Genomic DNA, 17,478 nt, shown 5'->3' on the forward strand with positions numbered 1-17,478 from the left:
ATGAGCGCACACGAACTCATCGTCGGCGGCCAGCGCAGCGGCAAGTCGCGCCGGGCCGAGAGGCTGGCCCTGGCCTGGCCGGGCCGCGTGGCGGTCATCGCCACGGCATTGGCGCTAGACGCCGAGATGCGTGAGCGCATTGCCCATCACCGCGCCTCCAGGCCGGCGAGTTTCGACACCCTCGAAGCCCCGCTGGCCTTGAGCGCGGCCCTTCAACAAGCCGACGCTGCCGACACCCTGGTCATCGTCGACTGCCTGACGCTGTGGCTGGTGAACTGGCTGATGCCCATCAGCGGTGCGCCTGACGTCGCCGGCTGGCAGGCCGAGCGCGCCGCGCTGCTGGACCTGCTGCCGCGCTTGCAGTCGCGCGTCGTCTTCGTGTCCAACGAGGTCGGCTGGGGCGTCAGCCCGCTGGGCCGCGAGGTGCGCAACTACGTGGACGAGCTTGGCCGGCTCAACCAGGACATCGCCCGCCGCTGCGGCCGATTGACACTGATGGTGGCGGGCCAGGCCTGGACCCGCCCCGTCGAGGATTCCAACGATGCTTGAACGCCTTCTCGCGCTGCTCTTGCTGGCGCTGGCCCTGCCTGCGCAGGCCCTCGACATCAAGGACGATCTCGGCCACGTCACACGGATCAGTGCACCGCCGCAGCGCATCGTCAGCCTGCTGCCCTCGCTGACCGAGACCGTCTGCGAACTCGGCGCCTGCGCCCGGCTGGTCGGCGTCGACCGCTATTCCAACTTCCCCGCCAGCGTCAACGCCCTGCCCAAGCTGGGCGGCATGGAGGACACCAATGTCGAGCTGATCGCGTCGCTGAAGCCCGATGTCGTGCTGGTGGCCGTGTCCTCGCGCGTGGCCGAGAGGCTGCGCGCCCTGGGCATGAAGGTCATCGCGCTGGAGCCGCGCTCCTACAAGGACGTGCAGCGCGTGCTCGGCATCATCGGCCAGGTGCTGGGCGTGAACGACGCGCAGCGCGTCTGGCGCCACATCGAGGCCGGCGTGGCCGCCGCCGCCAGCAGCGTGCCGCCCGCGGCGCGCGGCGTGCGCGTCTATTACGAGGTCGCCAGCGGCATCTGGGCCGCCGGCACCGTGTCCTTCATGGGCGAGACCCTGGCCAGGCTCGGCGCCGGCAACATCATCCCGCCCGAGCTGGGGCCCTTCCCCAAGATCAATCCCGAGTTCGTCGTCAAGGCCAACCCGGCCCTGATCATGATCGGCCAGCGCGGCTCCGAAGGCCTGGCGCAACGCCCGGGCTGGGATCGCATCGACGCCATCAAGCGCGGCCGCGTCTGCATCTTCAAGCCCGAGGAAGGCGACATCCTCGCCCGCCCCGGCCCGCGCATGGCCGAGGCGGCACAGATCATGGCCAGGTGCCTGCGCGAGAAGGCGGTCTCCTGATGAGTTTGCGTCCCGGCCTGCTGCTGGCCCTGCTGCTCATCGTCGGCGCCGGCGGCGTGCTGGCCGGCGTGCTCATCGGCAGCACCGGCTGGGCCGACCTCGGCAACGACAGCATGGGCATCATCCTGTGGGAGATCCGCCTGCCACGGTCCCTGGGCGCCTGGTGGGCCGGCGCCCTGCTCGGCATGGCCGGCGCGATGTCGCAAGGCCTGTTCCGCAATCCGCTGGCCGACCCCTATCTGCTGGGCAGCGCCTCGGGTGCCGGCCTGGCGGTGGCCATTGCCCTCGCGCTGACCGGCATCTCGCCGCAGACCTCCTCGCTGCTGGCCCATGTGGGCCTGACCGGTGTCGCCTTTGTCGGCACCCTGGTGGGCGTGGGCCTGACGCTGATCCTGGCGCGCGGCGTTGAGCAGACGCTGCGCCTGTTGCTGGCCGGCGTCGTCGTCGGCGTCGTGCTGAATGCGCTGACCGGCCTGGCCACGCTGTGGGCGCCCGACATCCTGCGCGCCATGCAGGCCTTCCTGCTCGGCAACACCGGCCTGCTGGGCTGGAGCAGCGTCACCGTGATGACGGCCTGCGGCATCGGCGCTGTCGTCATCGGCCTGCTGGCCAGCCCGGCCCTGGACGCGCTGACCCTGGGCGAGGCCACCGCCGCATCGCTGGGCGTGCGCATGGGCCTGATGCGGCTGCTGCTGATCTTCGCCTTCGCCCTGGCCACCGGCGCCGCCGTGGCCCAGACCGGCATCGTCGCCTTCGTCGGCCTGGTCGCGCCCCATCTGGTGCGCACCCTCTGCCCCATGCTGCATGGGCGATTGATCCTGATGTCGGCCGCGGCCGGCGGCGCCCTGCTGCTGGTCGCCGACGTGGTGGCGCGCGGCCTGATGCGGCCGCAGGAATTGCCGGTCGGCTTGGTCACTGCCCTGCTCGGCGGCGTCTATTTGCTCGTGCTGATGCATCGCCGCGGAGCGCCCAAGCGATGAGCGCCCTGCACGCCCGCATCGCCCGCGTCCGCATCGACGGCCGCGACCTCATTCACGGCATCGATCTGGCGCTGCCGCAAGGCCGCTGGACGGCCATCGTCGGCCCCAACGGCGCCGGCAAGTCGACACTGCTGCGCGCCGTCGCCGGCCTGCAGCGATTCGATGGCCAGGTGCAGCTCGCCGGCAAGCCGCTGACCGACTGGCCCAGCCGCGAACGCGCCCGCCAGCTCGCCTGGATGGGCCAACAGGAGACCGGCGCCGACGACCTGATGGCCCAGGACGTCGTGCAGCTCGGCCGCCTGCCGCATCGCCCCTGGCTGGCGCCGCCCACCGCCGCCGACCATGCGGCCGTCCGCCGTGCGATGGAGTCCACGCAGAGCTGGGACTGGCGCGAGCGCCGCCTGGGCTCGCTGTCCGGTGGCGAGCGCCAGCGCGTGCTGCTGGCCCGTGCCCTGGCCGTCGATGCGCCGCTGACGCTGATGGACGAACCCCTGGCCCACCTGGATCCGCCCCACCAGGCCGAATGGATGGCCCTGGTGCGCGAGCGCGTCGCGGCTGGCCACAGCGTCGTCAGCGTGCTGCACGAACTGCATCTGGCGCTGCAGGCCGACCATCTCGTGCTGATGGCCGATGGCCGCGTCGTGCACACCGGCGCTCCTGGCGAAGCCGGCACGCACGAGGCGCTGAAACGCGTCTTCGGCCCGCGCCTGCATATCGCCCAGATCGAGGGGCGCTGGGTCGCCCTGCCGCTATGAGCCCCGCACGGCCGCCCGAAGGGGCTCAGCTCCCGCTTGGCGGGACAGCGCGCAGCGCGAAGGGTGCGCCAAGTCGCGCCTGCGCCGCCCTCTTCATCAGCGCGCCCTCCTCGGGCTCGGGCAAGACCAGCGTCACGGCCGCCATCGCCCGCTCGCATGCCCGACGCGGCAAGCGGGTGCGCGTGTTCAAGACCGGCCCGGACTTCCTCGACCCCGGCATCCTCGAGCGCGCCAGCGGTGCGCCCGCCTACCAGCTCGACCTTTTCATGGGCGGCTTCCAGCATTGCCAGACCCTGCTGGCTTCAGCCGCGCGCGAAGCCGATCTCATCCTGGTCGAAGGCGTCATGGGCCTGTTCGACGGCGACCCCAGCAGTGCCGACCTGGCCGCGGCCTTCGGCCTGCCCGTCGTCTGCGTCATCGACGCCTCGGCCATGGCCCAGACCTTCGCCGCCCTGGCCACCGGCCTGGCGCGCTTCCGGCCGGAGCTGCACCACTGCGGCGTGGTCGCCAACCGCGTCGGCAGCCCGGCCCACGGCCGCATGGTCGGCGAAGGCCTGCCCGATGACTTGCCGCTGATTGCCGCCCTGGCCCGCGACCCGGGCTTGAGCCTGCCGGAGCGGCATCTCGGCCTGGTGCAGGCCCTGGAGCAGCCCGGGCTGGATGCCCAGCTCGACGCCTGGGCCGATGCCTGGGAGGCCGGCCTGCGGCCGGGCTTTGCCTTCAAGCCGCTGAGCTTCCAGTCCACGACCGAGCCCCCGCTGCCGCGGCTGCTGCAGGGCCGCCGCATCGCCATCGCCCGCGACGCCGCCTTCGGCTTCATCTACCCGGCCAACGTCGACCTGCTGACGGCACTGGGCGCCGAGCTGGCCTTCTTCTCGCCCATCCGCCACGAAGCCGTGCCCGACTGCGACGCGCTGTGGCTGCCGGGCGGCTACCCCGAACTGCATGCCGAGGCCCTGGGCAGCCATCCGACACTGGCGAATTCCCTAACGTCACATCTTGATGCCAACAAGCCGCTGCTGGCCGAATGCGGCGGTATGCTGGCCCTGCTGGACACGCTGGTGGACGCCAAGGGCGGCGCCCACCGCATGGCCGGCCTGATGCCTGGCAGCGCCCGCGTGCAGCAGCGGCTCGCGGCGCTGGGCCTGCAGGCCCTGGACTGGCCCGAAGGCCCGCTGCGCGGCCACAGCTATCACTACTCGACGCTGGAGACAGCGCTTGCGCCGATCGCGCGGGCGAGCAATCCCAACGGCGGCAAGACCGCCGAGGCCCTCTACCAGCAGGGCTCGCTGCGGGCAAGCTATGTGCACCACTACTTCCCGTCCAACCCGGAGGCCATTGGCGCCTTCTTCGCCGGCTGAACGCAGATGGAAATCGAGAAACCTCCCGTCGACCGCGAGCGCGTCATCCCCAGCGGCGAACGCCGCGGCCTCATCCTCGTCCACACCGGCGACGGCAAGGGCAAGAGCACGGCGGCCTTCGGCCTGGCGCTGCGGGCCCACGGCCGCGGCAAGGCGGTGCGCATCTACCAGTTCATGAAGGTGCCCAGTGCCCGCTTCGGCGAGCACCGCGTCTTCGAGCAGCTGGGCGTCCCCATCGAGGGCCTGGGCGACGGCTTCTCCTGGAAGAGCAAGGACCTGGAGCATTCAGCCGAACTGGCCCGCGAGGGCTGGGCACGCGCCGAGTCGGTGATCCGCTCGGGCGACCACTTCCTCGTCGTGCTGGACGAGATCATGTATCCGCTGCGCTACGGCTGGCTGGCGCTGGAGACGGTGCTGGCCTGCCTGCGCGAGCGCCCGCCGCATGTGCATGTGGTGCTGACCGGTCGCGGCGCCCCGGCCGAACTCATCGAGCTGGCCGACACGGTCACCGAGATGGCCCTGGTCAAGCACCACTACAAGGCCGGCGTGCCGGCCCAGCGGGGCATAGAAGATTGAGCGTTCTCACCATCTGCACCACCTGCGCCGATGGCCAGGGGCAGCGGCTGCTGGAGGCCGCCGAGAACGAAGCGCTGGCGCGGGACCTGCCGCTGGCCATACGCGGCCAAGCCTGCATGGCGGCCTGCAAGCAAAGCTGCACCGCCGCTCTGCAAGGCACTGGCAAGCACAGCTATCTGTTCGGGCAGCTGGCGCCCGACGCGGCCAGCGTCGACGCACTGCTGGACGTGGCCGCCCAGCACGCCGAGGCCGGTGACGGCCTGCTGGCCTGGAGCCGCCGGCCCGCCTGCCTGAAGACCGGCCTGCTGGCACGGCTGCCGCCGCCCGGATGATGAGCCTGCTGCTGCCACTGGCCATCGTCGTGGCCCTGCTGGTGGACCGCCTCGGCGAACCGCCGACCTGGATGCACCCGGTCGTCGGCATGGGCCGCTACCTGGGCTGGTTCAGGCTGACGAAGCTGCCGCCGGCGCTGGGCTTCGTGGCCGGCGCGCTGGCCTGGATGCTGGGGGCGGCCGGGGTCGCCTTCATCGCGCTGTGGCTGGAAGGCTGGGTGCTGCTACTGCTGCAGCCCTGGACCTCGCCGCTGCGCCTCGTCGGCGGCGCCGTGCTGATCGGGCTGCTGCTCAAGCCGCTGCTGGCCTGGCGCATGCTGGCGGATGAAGCCCTGGCCGTGGAGGCGGCCTTGAACGAGTCGCTGGAAGCCGGCCGCGTGCGCCTGTCGCGCCTGGTCAGCCGCGACACCTCGGCGCTGACCGAGACCGAAGTGCGCGAGGCCGCCATCGAGACGCTGGCCGAGAACCTCAACGACTCGGTCATCGCGCCGCTGTTCTGGTTCGCCATCCTGGGCCTGCCCGGCGCGGCCATCTACCGTTTCGCCAATACCGCCGACGCGATGTGGGGCTACCGCGACGAGCGCGAGTGGTGCGGCAAATGGGCGGCGCGGGCCGACGACCTGCTGTCTTGGCTGCCGGCGCGCCTGACGGCCCTGCTGCTGCTGCCACCGTCCCTGCCCGCGCTGCTGCGCGAGGCTCGCCGCACGCCGTCGCCCAACAGCGGCTGGCCGATGGCCGCGATGGCACTGCGGCTGGGCCTGCGCCTGGGCAAGCCGGGCGTCTACACGCTGCATGCCGACGGCCGGTCGCCAGCGTCCGACGACCTGCACGCTGCGCGCGCCGTGGCATGGCACGCTGTGGTCATGGCAACCGCGCTGACTGCACTGCTGGCCTGGACGCTGAGGTCATGACCCCACCCTTGTTGCCCGAGCATGGCGGCCCCGACGACGGGCCGGCCGCGACGTTCGATTTCTCCACCAACGCCAGCCCGCTGGGCCCGCCACCGGCCCTGATGCAGGCCGTGCAGGCGGCCGACCGCCGGGCCTACCCCGACCCGAGCTACCGCGCGCTGCGCCGCCACCTCGGCGATGCCGAGCGCGTGCTGCCCACGGCCGGCGGCGCCGAGGGCATTCGCCGCCTGACGCTGGCAGCCCAAATGAGCGGCCATCGCGAGGTCTGGGTGCCGCAGCCTGGCTTCGGCGACTACGCCATCGCCGCCCAGGCCCTGGGACTGGCCGTGAAGCCCTATGCCGCGCCCGCCGACATCCGGCCCGCGGCGCCGGCCCTGGTCTGGATCTGCGAGCCCTGCAACCCGACCGGTGGCAGCGAAGCCGCCTGGCCGGCGCTGGAAGGCCATCTCGTCGCCGTCGACCGCGCCTATGAGCCGCTGCGCCTGGACGGCGAGGCGCCCGCTCTGCCGCCCAGCGCCTGGCAGCTGATCTGCCCCAACAAGGCCCTGGGTCTGACCGGCATCCGCGCGGGCTATCTCGTCGCGCCGGCGGCTGACGAGGTCTGGGCACAGGCCCTGTCCCTCGCACCGAGCTGGGTGCTGTCGGCAGAGGGCGTTGCCCTGCTGATGCACTGGCCCAGCGAAGAGACGAACCACTGGCTGGCGGCGGCGCGCCAACAACTGCGCGACTGGACCGCGCAGCAACGCGCCCTGCTGGCCGACCTCGACTGGCAGCAGCGCCCGAGCTGCACCAACTTCTGGCTGGCCCGCCCGCCGCGGAGCGATTACGCACCGCGGCTGCGCGAACGCGGCATCCGCGTGCGCGATGCAACCTCCTTCGGCCTGCCCGGCTGGGTGCGCCTGTCGACCCAGCCGCCGGCCGCCCAACAGGCCCTGCAGCAGGCCTTGCTTGAAATCGAAAGCGAAGACTCATGAGCGGTAAAGCGGTGATGGTGCTGGGCACGACAAGCGGCGCGGGCAAGAGCTGGCTGGCCACGGCCCTGTGCCGCTGGTATGCACGCCAGGGGTTGAAGGTGGCGCCCTTCAAGGCCCAGAACATGAGCAACAACGCCCGCGTCGTGCCCGGGCTGAACGGCCTGATGGGCGAGATCGGCTCGGCCCAATATTTCCAGGCCCTGGCCGCCAACCGCGTGCCCGAGGTGCGCATGAATCCCGTGCTGCTCAAGCCCGAGGCCGACACGCAAAGCCAGGTCGTCGTGCTCGGCGAGGTCGACCCGGCGCTGTCCAGCGTTCCCTGGCGCGAACGCAGCGCCCTGCTCAAGCCCCGCGCTCGTGCTGCCCTGCACGAGTTGCTGCGCGAGAACGAGGTCGTCGTCATCGAGGGCGCGGGCTCGCCGGCCGAGATCAACCTGGCGCCGAGCGACTACGTCAACCTCGGCACGGCGCGCGATGCCAAGGCGGCCTGCCTGCTCGTCACCGACATCGACCGCGGCGGCGCTTTCGCCCATCTCTACGGCACCCACCAGCTGATGCCGGAGGACGTGCGCGCCCAGGTCAGGGGTTTCGTGCTGAACCGCTTCCGCGGCGATGCCGGCCTGCTGGCGCCGGGGCCCGAGCAGCTCGAGCATCTGACCGGCGTGCCCACCATCGCCACGCTGCCGATGTGGCGCGGCCACGGCCTGCCGGAGGAGGACGGCGTGTTCGACGATGCAGCCACAGGCAGCGGCCTGCGCATCGCCGTCATCGCCTATCCGCGCATCTCCAACCTGGACGAGTTCCAGCCCCTGCGCCAGCTGTCCGGCGTGCGCCTGTCCTGGGCGCGCGAGCCCAAGGATCTGCAAGGCGTGGACTGGATCATCCTGCCCGGCTCCAAGGCCACCGCGGCCGACCTGGCCTGGCTGCGCGCCCAGAAGCTGGACCTCGCCATCAACGCCCACCGCGGCCGCGTGCTGGGCATCTGCGGCGGGCTGCAGATGCTGGGCGAGGCCCTCATCGACACCCATGGCGTGGACGGCAACGCACCGGGCCTGGGCCTGCTGCCTCTCGTCACCGCCTTCGAGCCCGAGAAGCTGCTGCGCAGCACGGATTTCAGCTTTGCCTCGTCCATCGACGGCGGCTGGCAGGCCCTGGCCGGCGTGCATGCCAGCGGCTACGAGATCCGCCACGGCCGCACCCAGCCCCATGCCGGCTTGCCACCACCGCAAGTGGCCCTGCGCAACGCCGCCGGCGAGGCGGTGGGCTGGCAGTCGGGCCAGGTGTTGGGCGTCTATGCGCACGGCCTGTTCGAACAGCCCGCCGTGCTGAAGGCCTTGTTCGGCCAGTCGGGCCGCTCGCTGGATGCCGTCTTCGACGGCCTGGCGGATTTCGTCGACCTGCACTTCCAGCCCGGCAGGCTGGCGGGACTGATCGGCTAGGGCTTCTTGACGAGCTCGACGCGCCGGTTCTTGGCCCGGCCCTCTTCGCTGCGGTTGTCGGCGATCGGCCGCTCCGCACCAAAGCCCGCGGCGCTGAGCCGCGCGGCCGGAACGCCACCGGCCACGACGGCATTCATGACGCTCCTGGCGCGCTGGTCCGACAAGGTCTTGTTGGCTGGCGCCGCCCCGACGTTGTCGGTGTAGCCTTCGACGGCGATCTTCAGCGCCGGCGCCGCCTTCAGCATGGCGACGATCTCGCGCACCGCGGCCTGACCGTCGGGCTTGAGCTCGGCCTTGTTGGTGTCGAAGTTGATGTAGAGGGCGATGAAGCCATTCTTGTTGATCTCGTCCAGCATCTTGTTGGCGCTCACCACCCGCTGCATGGCCGCCACCTCGACCACCGTGAGCTTGTAGCTCTGCGTCGGCGCGCTGAAGATGCCCGGCTCCACCAGCACCCACACCTCCTTGCCGCCCGCGTTCACGCGCAGCGTCGTCTCGCCGCCGTCGCCGTCCTTGGGCAGGCGCTCGTAGACCACCTCGCCACCAATGCCCTTGATGGCGTTCTGGTAGTTGCGCAGCAGCTGCAGGGCGCTGGGCTGCTTGTCGACATCGTTGTGGAAATAGACGATGTCCGTCATGTCGCCCTCGACGCGCTTGCGGGTCGGGCTGCCGTCGGCACCGCGGGCGACAGCGAAGTCCGCGCCATTGAAGTTCTTGGCGTATTCGACGATGTGGGAGTTGGGGTAGCGCGTCAGCAGCGGGTGGTCCTTGCTGCGCGCCACGTCGGCCGGCGCCGCCCAGGCGAGGTTCAGGCACAAGAGGAAGAAGCCGCCGATGAGGCGGGCGAGCTGAAGTCTCATGGCGGATCTCCTGATTCGGAAGGCGAGCGGGTTGATGCTAGCGGCGGAGCGGGCAAGATGCGGGTTTGATCGACAGCCCCTCGCCCGATGCGCCGCCTGCTTGCCACCGCCCTGACCGCCCTGCCCCTGATGGCCCACGCCTGGGGCGCCGACGGCCACCAGACCGTCGCGACGATTGCCGCCGGACTCATCCAGGGCAGCCCGGCCGAGGCCCGCGTCAAGGCCCTGCTGGGCGACATGTCGCTGCCGCTGGCCTCGATCTGGGGCGACTGCGTCAAGGGCATCTCGCCCGCCCAGGGCTACACCTACCCCAACCCCGGCAAATACCCTTCGTGCGCCCCGCTGGAAACGCCGGAGCGCATCGCCGAGATGGCCGACTACGTGAAGCGCAATGACCGCCAGTGCGAGATCGGCCTGGACGAGGACAGCTGCCACAAGCAGACCCATTACGCCGACATCGCCGTGCAGCGCGGCCGCTACCAGCCGGGCACCGTCGGTGCGCGGCCCGACGATGTCGTCGGCGCGCTGCGCGCGGCCATCCGCGTGCTGCAGGGCCAGCCCTCATCCGGACAGCCCAGCTTCAAGAGCCAGCGCGAGGCGCTGATCGTGCTCGCGCATCTGGTGGGCGACATCCACCAGCCCCTGCATGTCGGCAGCATCTATCTTGATGCACAGGGGCGTCGCGTCGACCCCGACAAGCGGGGCTTCGATCGCGCCAGCTTCACCATCGGCGGCAACAGCTTGCTGCTCGACCCCGCGACCGGGTCCAAGAACTTCCATTCGTATTGGGACAACGTGTCCGAGGCCCTCAGACCCCAACGCGTCGATGCCGCGTGGCTGGCCGAGACGCGCCAGGTGCCGCGCGATGCGGGCGACGCGTTGGACTGGCCAGCGCGCTGGGGCAGCGAGTCGGTGGTCCTGGCCACCACGGCCCATGAAGGCCTGCGCTTCGCGCCCAAGCAGGGCGACAACTGGCAGATCAGCCTGCCCGAGGGCTATGAGGCCCGGGCCGATGCGATCAAGCGCCAGCAGTTGACGAGGGCCGGCGCCCGGCTGGCCTGGCTGCTGAAGACGGCCTTCCCCAACTAGGCCAAGCCGGCCAACCGGTCAAAGCCCCCGCCACGCGGCCACACGGCCGCCAGCGTCGTCGCATCCGCGCCGAACCAGCGCGCCAGCTCGGTGCCGAGCTGGTCGGTCGCCGTCGTCGGCAGCCACACGCCCTGGCCCACGTCGTCCGGCCCGTTGATCGCCAGCTCAGGCATGCGGCCCAGCAGCTTGCGGCCATTGCTTCCTCGCGCCGCGCCACCGACGGCGAAGTGGTGGCTGCCCCAGCCATGGTCGGTGCCGGCGCCGTTGCTGCTCAGGTTGCGGCCGAAGTCGCTGGCGCTGAACAGCGTCACGCTGTCGGCCAAGCCCATCGCGGCCATCGCCGTGTTGAAGGCCGTGACGGCGGCGTCGATCTCGAGGAAGTTCTCGTTCTGGCGCTGCAGTTGGTCGTCGCCATGGGTGTCGAAACCGCCGATGGAGGTGAAGAAGCATTGGCGTGACAGGCCCAATGACCCGCGCGCGGCGATCAGCTTGGCGGCCATGCCGAGCTGGCGGCCCAGGCCGGTGTCCGGGAAGACGGTCGTGACCGTGCTGCTGGTCAGAGCCGCGGCCAGGGTGCGCTGCACCTCCAGGCTGCGGCTCATCATGTTCAGCCAGGTCTGCTCGAAGGGGTGGCTGCGCGCTTCGGCCAGCGTGGCGGCGACGGCCACGGACAGCGGGTCGCTGCCGGCCCTGGCATTGGGGTTGTAGAAGTCGAAACCGAAGCGGCCGGCGGCCGACACGCGGTAGGGCGTCAGTGCCTTGTCGCCGGCCTCCCAGACATTGCCGCCGGACAGGCTGATGGCCGCATAGCCCCGGTTGGCCTGGCCCTCGGCCACGGCCCGCTCCAGCAGCCGCCCGCCCCAGCCGTTGCGCGGTGGCGCCTCGACGACGCCGCTCTGCCAGGCGCCCTGCTGGTCGCTGTGCGAGAACAGGTTGTAGGGCAAGGGCACGCTGCGGGCGTCGTACTGCGCCTTGGTGGTGGGTTGCAGCAGCGGGCCGATGTTGGCGATGACGCTGCCCTGGCCCGAATTGACCAGACCCTGCAGGCCGGCGAAGGCGGGGTGCAGGCCCAGGCCCGTCGCGTTGGAGAGCGTCAGCGGCAGCAGCGTCGCGCTGTTCAGCGCGAGATTGGGCCGGGCGCGCTGGTAGGCGGCGTAGCGCGCATCGGTCGGCACCAGCAGGTTGTTGCCGTCGTTGCCGCCCAACATGAAGACGCAGACCAGGGCGCGGTAGTCGCTCGCGGCCGGCGCGGTCTGGGCGAGCACGCGCATCTGGGCCCAGGGGTTGAGCGCAGCGGCCGCGCCCAGTTGGAGCAGGTGACGGCGCTTCATCGCTGTATGACGTGGTCAGGGCTGAGGGCGGTAACGATCAGGGCGGCCTTGACCTTGTCGGTCTTGCCCTTGATCGCGCCAATGAGGGTGGTCAGGCGCTCGCGCGTCGAGCTGCTCATGCCGAGGTTGAAGAACAGCAGATCCAGGCGGTCGATCAGCGCGGCCGTATCCAGGGCCGCCAGGCTGGCGAGGTCGAGTTTCAGCCGGTGCTCCTCGGGCCAGCCATAGCCGCCGCCATTGAAGAGGTCGGCAAAGAAGTTCAGCGAGCCGGCGACCGCCGTTTCGCCGCTGATCTGGAACTCGGGCGCCACCCAGCCCTGCGCGGCAATCGGCCCCGCGGGACGGTAGCCGGGCGAGTAGAAGTTGAAGACCGAGGGCGCCAGCAGGGGGCTCTGGCCGAGGGCGTCGTCGCTGCTGTCCAGGTACTGGATGCGGTTCAGTCCGCTGCTGCTTTTCGCGCCCAGGCCGCGCAGCATGTTGGCGAAGCGGATGACGGGTTCGCGCTGCTTGGCGACATTGGCGGCCGGGCTGTCGCCGCGGGCTTCGGTGTCCATCAGCACGGCGCGCACGACGGCCTTCAGGTTGCCGCGCACGCCGGCACCGTCGTTGACGAAGACGGCGGCCACGCGGCCGACATAGGCCGGCGTCGGGTTGCTCGTCACCAGGCGCTGGATGAGCTGCCTGCAGAAGAAGGGCGGCACATTGGGGTGCTGAAAGATGGTGTCCAGCGCGTCCGTCATGTCCTTCTCGGGCGTCTGGCCGGCGGTGAGCGTCTTGCCGTCCAGCAGGGTCTTCGCGCTACTCGAGTGGTAGCTGGCCCAGGCCTTCATCGGCACCACCCACAGGCCTTCGACGTTGTCGTCATGCTTGTGGAACTGCGCGTCCTTGCTGTTGTCCAGCGCACCGAAGCTCCAGCCGCTGAAGGCCTTGGCAAAGCCTTTGACGACGGCCTCGTCATAGGTCGGTTGCGTCTTGCTCGCCGAGTCCAGCTTGGGTGTGCCGTCGGCGTTCAGCTGGATGAGGCCGATGGAGAAGAGTTGCAGCACCTCGCGGGCGAAGTTCTCGTTGGGGTGGGTGCCCTTGCTCGCGTTTTCCTTCTCGCTCTCCAGCATGTTCAGGTAGTAGCCCATGGCCGGGTGCAGGGCCACTTCCTGCAGCAGCGTGCGCCAGTTGCCGAAGGCGTTGCGGTTGAGCATGTCCAGATAGCTGCTCATGGCCGCGGGGCGGATGTCGGGGGCGATATTGCTGATGACGAAGATCTGCAGCAGGGCCCAGGTGACTCGCGCCCGCAGTTGGTCTTCGCCCGTCAGCCATTGCTGCCAGACAGCCTCGTAGCTCATCTCCTCGCTGATGCGCGGCTTGTCGCCGGGCTTCTGGTCACGGCCACGCTGGCCGTTCAGATAGTCCATGTGCAGGGCCGCCGGCCTGGCGAACTGGGCGTTCAGCCAAGCGTCGAAGCCCTGGCTCACCAGGCTATCGACCTGGGCCGGACCGGTGGCGCCAAAGCTGGCCTGGCTCAGGAAGCGGGCCGCGTCGCGCCGGCTGGGTGGTGGAGCGGGCGGCGCGCTCGGCGTGGGCTCGGAGCCGGCCGGCGTGGCACCGCCCGGCTCCGAGCCGCCCCCACCGCCTCCTCCACAGGCAGCCAGCAGCGCCGCCGCTGCCAGGGCTGCCGAAGCCATGCCCGCGCCCAGTTCAGGCGGGGCCTGATCGAGCACCGTTGAATCGCTCTTGTCGCCGTCCACGCTGCCTCCTGCGTCGCGAGGCGACTCTAGGCAGGCACGCCGCTTGCCGGCGTGAGCAAAGGTGAACGAATGTTGCTGCGCCTGGCGTCAGGCGTGCTTCAGGCGGCGGTCAGGCGCTGGTATTTCTGCATCAGCGTCTCGCGGCTCTCGACATGGGCCGGGTTGACGGGAATGCAGGCGACGGGGCAGAGCATCACGCACTGCGGCTCGTCGAAGTGGCCGACGCATTCGGTGCACTTGCCGGGCTCGATCTTGTAGAACTCCTCGCCCATGCTGATCGCGCTGTTCGGGCAAGCGGGCTCGCAGACATCGCAGTTGATGCACTCATCAGTGATCATCAATGCCATTTCAAGCTCCTTTGAACTTGTCGTTCAGGCGCGCCAAGACGCCAGGAGAAACAAACTCCGCCACCTCGCCGCCCAGCGTCGCGATCTCGCGCACAAAGGTGCTGGACGTGTACTGGTGCTTCTCGCCCGGCGTCAGGAAGATGGTCTCGACCTCGGGCATGAGCTTGCGGTTCATGCCGGCCATCTGGAACTCGTATTCGAAGTCGCCGCCGGTGCGCAGGCCGCGCACGACGACGCGGCCGGCATGGGTGCGGACGAAATCGCGCAGCAGGCCGTCGAAGGCGATGACCTCGACATTGCCCAGCGGCGCCGCCACCTCCTGGGCCATGGCCAGGCGCTCCTCCAGCGTGAACATGGTCTTCTTGTGGTGGCCGACGGCCACGGCCAGCACCAGTCGTTCGAACATCGCGGCGGCGCGGCGCATCAGGTCCTCGTGCCCCAGGGTGATGGGGTCGAAGGTGCCCGGGTAGACGGCGGTGATGGTGGTGCGGGAGGTCATGTCAGCGCCGCCCGGCCGCCCGAAGGCGCTGATGCGTCCCCTCGGGGGGCAGCGAGCAAAGAGAGCGTGGGGGCATAGTCATCTTGCCGGATTGTCCTCGCGTCTCAGCAATTGGTAGTGCACGGCGCCGGCACGGCCCTGGCGCCAGGCGGTGAATCCAGCCGGCGGCGAGATCTCGTGCGGGGATTCGACGTAGATCAGTCCGTCCTGCGCCAGCAGCGCCATGGCGGCGGTGAGCGCGCGGTCGAACAGGTCATCCGCGAACGGCGGGTCCAGGAAGATCAGGTCGAAACGGTCCGGGCAAGCCGTCATCCAGTTCAGCGCATTGGCCCGATGGATGCTGATGGCGGTGGCTTGAAGACGCTTCTGGCTGGCCCGCAGCCCATCCACCAGTGCCGCCTCGCGCTCGACCATGACCACGGCAGCCGCGCCGCGCGAGGCGGCCTCGAAACCCAGCGCCCCGCTGCCGGCAAAGGCGTCCAGCACGCGCCAGCCGTCAAGCGTCTGGCCCAGCCAGTTGAAGAGGGTCTCGCGGACGCGGTCCGACGTGGGACGCAGGCCCGGCACGTCAGGCACGGGCAGCTTGGAACGCTTCCACTGCCCGCCAATGATGCGAACCTCACCCATTCACTGCCTGACGGGAATGCCGCGCGCGGCCATCAGCGCCTTGGCCTCGCCCACGGTGTGCTGGCCGAAGTGGAAGATGCTGGCGGCCAGCACGGCGTCGGCACCGCCCTGGGTGATGCCGTCGGCCAGGTCTTCCAGCGAGCCGACGCCGCCGGAGGCAATGACGGGCACGGGCACGGCGTCGGAGACGGCGCGGGTCAGCGCCAGGTCGAAACCGCTCTTGGTGCCGTCGCGGTCCATGCTGGTCAGCAGGATCTCGCCGGCGCCGAACTCGGCCATCTGCTTCGCCCACTCGACGGCATCCAGGCCGACGTTCTTGCGGCCGCCATGGGTGTAGACGTCCCAGCCGGAGCCATCGGCGCGGCGCTTGGCGTCGATGGCGACGACGATGCACTGGGCGCCGTATTTGTCGCTGGCGGCGCGGATGAGCTCGGGGTCGGCCACGGCCGCGGAGTTGAAGCTGACCTTGTCGGCGCCGGCATTCAGCAGCCGCCGCACGTCGGCCACGGCGCGCACGCCGCCGCCCACGGTCAGCGGGATGAAGACCTTGGCTGCCACCGCTTCGATGATGGGCAGGATGAGGTCGCGGCCGTCGCTGGTGGCGGTGATGTCGAGGAAGGTCAGTTCGTCGGCGCCCTGCTCGTTGTAGCGGGCGGCGATGTCCACCGGGTCCCCCGCGTCACGCAGGCCGACGAAGTTGACGCCCTTGACCACACGGCCGGCGGTGACGTCGAGGCAGGGAATGATGCGTTTGGCGAGCATGTGAGGGGGACGGAAAACCAGCCCGGATTATTCCTTTGCTGATTAGGTCTTCGCAGCGGGCTTGAAGCATCGCCCAATCGCGGCTGTTCAACCCACCCCACGGAGACGACGATGAGACTGACCGCCCCTGCCCTGCTTGCCGCAACCCTGGCCCTGGGCAGCACCGCCGCTTCGGCCCATTCCATCTTCTTTGCCGGCACTTTCGCGCCCGAGGCGGTCGGCGCAACGGGCAGCGGCACGCTGTCGATGGAATACGACGAGCATGGCCACACCCTGCTCATCAACGCGACCTGGGCGGGCCTGTCGGGCAACACCAGCAATGCCCATATCCATTGCTGCACCGCCAATCCCAACGCCGGAACGGCCGGTGTGGCGCTGGCCCAGGGCGGCATCCTGCCCAGCTTCCCGCTGGGCGCGACCTCCGGCTCCTACGTCAAGATCATCGACCTGACCCAGGCCAACCAGTACAGCCCCACCTTCGTGACCGCCAGCGGCGGCACGGCCGCCGCCGCCGAGGCCCGCCTGATCAGCAACCTGCTGTCGGGCAACGCCTATTTCAATATCCACTCGACGACCTTCCCGGGCGGCGAGATCCGCACCTTCGTGACGGCCGTGCCGGAGCCGGAGACCTACGGGCTGATGCTGGGCGGCCTCGGCTTGCTGGCCTTCCTGCGCCGCCGGCGCATCGGGCGCTGAAGCGAAGCTTCAGCCGGCCGCCGCCATCAACTCGTCCGCACGAGTCTGGGCGGCGGCGAAATCGAGGGCGCCGGTGTAGATGGAACGGCCGCAGATGACGCCCTCAACGCCGTCGCCGAAGACGGCGCACAGGCGCTCGATGTCGGCGATGTCGGACAGGCCGCCCGAGGCGATCACCGGGATGGTGAGGGCCTGGGCCAGCTTGACGGTGGCCTCGATGTTGATGCCGGTCAGCATGCCGTCACGGCCGATGTCGGTGTAGATGACGCCTTCGACGCCGTAGTCCTGGAACTTCTGCGCCAGGTCGATGACCTCGTGGCCCGTCAGCTTGCTCCAGCCGTCGGTGGCGACCTTGCCGTCCTTGGCATCCAGGCCCACGATGATGTGGCCGCCGAAGGCGCTGCAGGCGTCCTTCAGGAAGCCGGGGTTCTTGACCGCGGCCGTGCCGATGATGACGTAGCTGAGGCCGTCGTCCAGATAGCGCTCGATGGTGTCGAGGTCACGGATGCCGCCGCCGAGCTGGATGGGGATCTCGTCGCCCACCTCCTTGATGATGGCCTTGATGGCCGGCTCATTGACCGGCTTGCCCGCGAAGGCGCCGTTCAGGTCCACCAGGTGCAGGCGGCGCGCGCCGGCATCCAGCCAGCGGCGCGCCATGGCGGCGGGGTCTTCGCCGAAGGTGGTGGAGTCGTTCATGTCGCCTTGCTTGAGGCGGACACAGCGACCGTCTTTCAGGTCGATGGCAGGGATCAGCAGCATGGCCGAAGGCAGGGGGGCTGGAAGAGGAAGGGAGGGACG

At 70.1% G+C, this 17,478-nt stretch carries 20 protein-coding genes; 12 read left to right on the plus strand and 8 right to left on the minus strand.

From position 1 onward, the window contains the following. From cobU to AC07OY_RS19935, 10 genes are read left to right on the plus strand one after another with little or no spacing between them, the layout of a single operon-like run. Entirely contained in the window at positions 1-549 is a 549-nt protein-coding gene (cobU, locus tag AC07OY_RS19890; RefSeq protein WP_495044346.1) for a bifunctional adenosylcobinamide kinase/adenosylcobinamide-phosphate guanylyltransferase, read from the plus strand. Continuing rightward, positions 542-1,399 (plus strand): ABC transporter substrate-binding protein, encoded by an 858-nt coding sequence (locus AC07OY_RS19895; protein WP_495044347.1) that lies wholly within the window; start codon positions 542-544, stop codon positions 1,397-1,399. The genes cobU and AC07OY_RS19895 overlap by 8 nt, the downstream gene beginning before the upstream one ends. Further along, positions 1,399-2,379, plus strand: a complete 981-nt coding sequence (locus tag AC07OY_RS19900) for a FecCD family ABC transporter permease (RefSeq protein ID WP_495044348.1) — start codon at positions 1,399-1,401, stop codon at positions 2,377-2,379. Before AC07OY_RS19895 ends, AC07OY_RS19900 begins: the two co-directional genes overlap by 1 nt. Further along, positions 2,376-3,134: an ABC transporter ATP-binding protein gene (locus AC07OY_RS19905; protein WP_495044349.1), complete on the plus strand. Its 759-nt coding sequence runs from the start codon at positions 2,376-2,378 to the stop codon at positions 3,132-3,134. Before AC07OY_RS19900 ends, AC07OY_RS19905 begins: the two co-directional genes overlap by 4 nt. Beyond that, the gene (locus tag AC07OY_RS19910) at positions 3,131-4,495 is read left to right on the plus strand and encodes a cobyrinic acid a,c-diamide synthase CobB (protein ID WP_495044350.1); all 1,365 of its coding nucleotides are present in this window, start codon (positions 3,131-3,133) and stop codon (positions 4,493-4,495) included. The genes AC07OY_RS19905 and AC07OY_RS19910 overlap by 4 nt, the downstream gene beginning before the upstream one ends. A 6-nt stretch (positions 4,496-4,501) precedes the next feature. Then, positions 4,502-5,071, plus strand: coding sequence for a cob(I)yrinic acid a,c-diamide adenosyltransferase (gene cobO / locus AC07OY_RS19915; RefSeq protein ID WP_495044351.1), 570 nt, complete (start codon positions 4,502-4,504; stop codon positions 5,069-5,071). Continuing rightward, positions 5,068-5,403: a DUF1636 family protein gene (locus tag AC07OY_RS19920; RefSeq protein ID WP_495044352.1), complete on the plus strand. Its 336-nt coding sequence runs from the start codon at positions 5,068-5,070 to the stop codon at positions 5,401-5,403. Before cobO ends, AC07OY_RS19920 begins: the two co-directional genes overlap by 4 nt. Next, positions 5,400-6,314: an adenosylcobinamide-phosphate synthase CbiB gene (cbiB, locus tag AC07OY_RS19925; RefSeq protein WP_495044353.1), complete on the plus strand. Its 915-nt coding sequence runs from the start codon at positions 5,400-5,402 to the stop codon at positions 6,312-6,314. Before AC07OY_RS19920 ends, cbiB begins: the two co-directional genes overlap by 4 nt. Then, positions 6,311-7,288, plus strand: coding sequence for an aminotransferase class I/II-fold pyridoxal phosphate-dependent enzyme (locus tag AC07OY_RS19930; protein WP_495044354.1), 978 nt, complete (start codon positions 6,311-6,313; stop codon positions 7,286-7,288). The genes cbiB and AC07OY_RS19930 overlap by 4 nt, the downstream gene beginning before the upstream one ends. Further along, positions 7,285-8,727 carry a cobyric acid synthase gene (locus AC07OY_RS19935; protein WP_495044355.1) on the plus strand — a complete coding sequence of 481 codons (1,443 nt, stop codon included), beginning with the start codon at positions 7,285-7,287 and terminating at the stop codon, positions 8,725-8,727. The genes AC07OY_RS19930 and AC07OY_RS19935 overlap by 4 nt, the downstream gene beginning before the upstream one ends. Here AC07OY_RS19935 and AC07OY_RS19940 read toward each other — a convergent pair. After that, positions 8,724-9,587, minus strand: a complete 864-nt coding sequence (locus AC07OY_RS19940; protein ID WP_495044356.1) for an OmpA family protein — start codon at positions 9,585-9,587, stop codon at positions 8,724-8,726. The genes AC07OY_RS19935 and AC07OY_RS19940 overlap by 4 nt on opposite strands. Positions 9,588-9,674: 87 nt before the next feature. On the opposite strand from AC07OY_RS19940, the gene AC07OY_RS19945 reads away from it, so the two are divergent. Then, positions 9,675-10,676 carry a S1/P1 nuclease gene (locus AC07OY_RS19945; RefSeq protein ID WP_495044357.1) on the plus strand — a complete coding sequence of 334 codons (1,002 nt, stop codon included), beginning with the start codon at positions 9,675-9,677 and terminating at the stop codon, positions 10,674-10,676. Here AC07OY_RS19945 and AC07OY_RS19950 read toward each other — a convergent pair. The 6 genes from AC07OY_RS19950 to hisF form a co-directional block, all read right to left on the minus strand. After that, positions 10,673-12,007, minus strand: coding sequence for a DUF1501 domain-containing protein (locus AC07OY_RS19950; RefSeq protein WP_495044358.1), 1,335 nt, complete (start codon positions 12,005-12,007; stop codon positions 10,673-10,675). The two genes, AC07OY_RS19945 and AC07OY_RS19950, sit on opposite strands and share 4 nt — an antisense overlap. Continuing rightward, a complete protein-coding gene (locus AC07OY_RS19955) occupies positions 12,004-13,749 on the minus strand; it encodes a DUF1800 domain-containing protein (RefSeq protein WP_495044359.1) in 1,746 nt (581 codons plus the stop codon). Before AC07OY_RS19955 ends, AC07OY_RS19950 begins: the two co-directional genes overlap by 4 nt. A 98-nt stretch (positions 13,750-13,847) precedes the next feature. Beyond that, positions 13,848-14,096, minus strand: coding sequence for a YfhL family 4Fe-4S dicluster ferredoxin (locus AC07OY_RS19960; protein WP_495044360.1), 249 nt, complete (start codon positions 14,094-14,096; stop codon positions 13,848-13,850). A 1-nt stretch (position 14,097) separates the two neighbouring features. Beyond that, a complete protein-coding gene (coaD, locus tag AC07OY_RS19965) occupies positions 14,098-14,595 on the minus strand; it encodes a pantetheine-phosphate adenylyltransferase (protein ID WP_495044361.1) in 498 nt (165 codons plus the stop codon). Between the two features lie 78 nt (positions 14,596-14,673). Next, complete coding sequence (rsmD, locus tag AC07OY_RS19970; protein WP_495044362.1) at positions 14,674-15,222, minus strand: 16S rRNA (guanine(966)-N(2))-methyltransferase RsmD; 549 nt, start codon at positions 15,220-15,222, stop codon at positions 14,674-14,676. Next, complete coding sequence (hisF, locus tag AC07OY_RS19975) at positions 15,223-15,984, minus strand: imidazole glycerol phosphate synthase subunit HisF (RefSeq protein ID WP_495044363.1); 762 nt, start codon at positions 15,982-15,984, stop codon at positions 15,223-15,225. A gap of 111 nt (positions 15,985-16,095) precedes the next feature. Here hisF and AC07OY_RS19980 point away from each other — a divergent pair, with 111 nt between their 5' ends. After that, positions 16,096-16,680: a CHRD domain-containing protein gene (locus AC07OY_RS19980; protein WP_495044364.1), complete on the plus strand. Its 585-nt coding sequence runs from the start codon at positions 16,096-16,098 to the stop codon at positions 16,678-16,680. Positions 16,681-16,689: 9 nt separating this feature from the next. Here AC07OY_RS19980 and hisA read toward each other — a convergent pair whose 3' ends face one another. Continuing rightward, the gene (hisA, locus tag AC07OY_RS19985; RefSeq protein ID WP_493165269.1) at positions 16,690-17,439 is read right to left on the minus strand and encodes a 1-(5-phosphoribosyl)-5-[(5-phosphoribosylamino)methylideneamino]imidazole-4-carboxamide isomerase; all 750 of its coding nucleotides are present in this window, start codon (positions 17,437-17,439) and stop codon (positions 16,690-16,692) included. Between the last annotated feature and the right edge of the window lie 39 nt (positions 17,440-17,478).

Source organism: Roseateles sp. GW821-FHT09H10 (assembly GCF_059415865.1).

Excerpts from the sequence above, each read along its gene's own strand:
- cobO (WP_495044351.1), top strand. The coding sequence starts at position 4,502 with ATGGAAATCGAGAAACCTCCCGTCGACCGCGAGCGCGTCATCCCCAGC.
- AC07OY_RS19980 (WP_495044364.1), top strand. The coding sequence starts at position 16,096 with ATGAGACTGACCGCCCCTGCCCTGCTTGCCGCAACCCTGGCCCTGGGC.
- AC07OY_RS19940 (WP_495044356.1), bottom strand. The coding sequence starts at position 9,587 with ATGAGACTTCAGCTCGCCCGCCTCATCGGCGGCTTCTTCCTCTTGTGC.
- AC07OY_RS19905 (WP_495044349.1), top strand. The coding sequence starts at position 2,376 with ATGAGCGCCCTGCACGCCCGCATCGCCCGCGTCCGCATCGACGGCCGC.
- AC07OY_RS19945 (WP_495044357.1), top strand. The coding sequence starts at position 9,675 with ATGCGCCGCCTGCTTGCCACCGCCCTGACCGCCCTGCCCCTGATGGCC.
- AC07OY_RS19910 (WP_495044350.1), top strand. The coding sequence starts at position 3,131 with ATGAGCCCCGCACGGCCGCCCGAAGGGGCTCAGCTCCCGCTTGGCGGG.
- cbiB (WP_495044353.1), top strand. The coding sequence starts at position 5,400 with ATGATGAGCCTGCTGCTGCCACTGGCCATCGTCGTGGCCCTGCTGGTG.
- AC07OY_RS19895 (WP_495044347.1), top strand. The coding sequence starts at position 542 with ATGCTTGAACGCCTTCTCGCGCTGCTCTTGCTGGCGCTGGCCCTGCCT.
- coaD (WP_495044361.1), bottom strand. The coding sequence starts at position 14,595 with ATGACCTCCCGCACCACCATCACCGCCGTCTACCCGGGCACCTTCGAC.
- rsmD (WP_495044362.1), bottom strand. The coding sequence starts at position 15,222 with ATGGGTGAGGTTCGCATCATTGGCGGGCAGTGGAAGCGTTCCAAGCTG.
- AC07OY_RS19935 (WP_495044355.1), top strand. The coding sequence starts at position 7,285 with ATGAGCGGTAAAGCGGTGATGGTGCTGGGCACGACAAGCGGCGCGGGC.
- cobU (WP_495044346.1), top strand. The coding sequence starts at position 1 with ATGAGCGCACACGAACTCATCGTCGGCGGCCAGCGCAGCGGCAAGTCG.
- AC07OY_RS19930 (WP_495044354.1), top strand. The coding sequence starts at position 6,311 with ATGACCCCACCCTTGTTGCCCGAGCATGGCGGCCCCGACGACGGGCCG.
- AC07OY_RS19900 (WP_495044348.1), top strand. The coding sequence starts at position 1,399 with ATGAGTTTGCGTCCCGGCCTGCTGCTGGCCCTGCTGCTCATCGTCGGC.
- AC07OY_RS19960 (WP_495044360.1), bottom strand. The coding sequence starts at position 14,096 with ATGGCATTGATGATCACTGATGAGTGCATCAACTGCGATGTCTGCGAG.
- hisF (WP_495044363.1), bottom strand. The coding sequence starts at position 15,984 with ATGCTCGCCAAACGCATCATTCCCTGCCTCGACGTCACCGCCGGCCGT.
- hisA (WP_493165269.1), bottom strand. The coding sequence starts at position 17,439 with ATGCTGCTGATCCCTGCCATCGACCTGAAAGACGGTCGCTGTGTCCGC.
- AC07OY_RS19950 (WP_495044358.1), bottom strand. The coding sequence starts at position 12,007 with ATGAAGCGCCGTCACCTGCTCCAACTGGGCGCGGCCGCTGCGCTCAAC.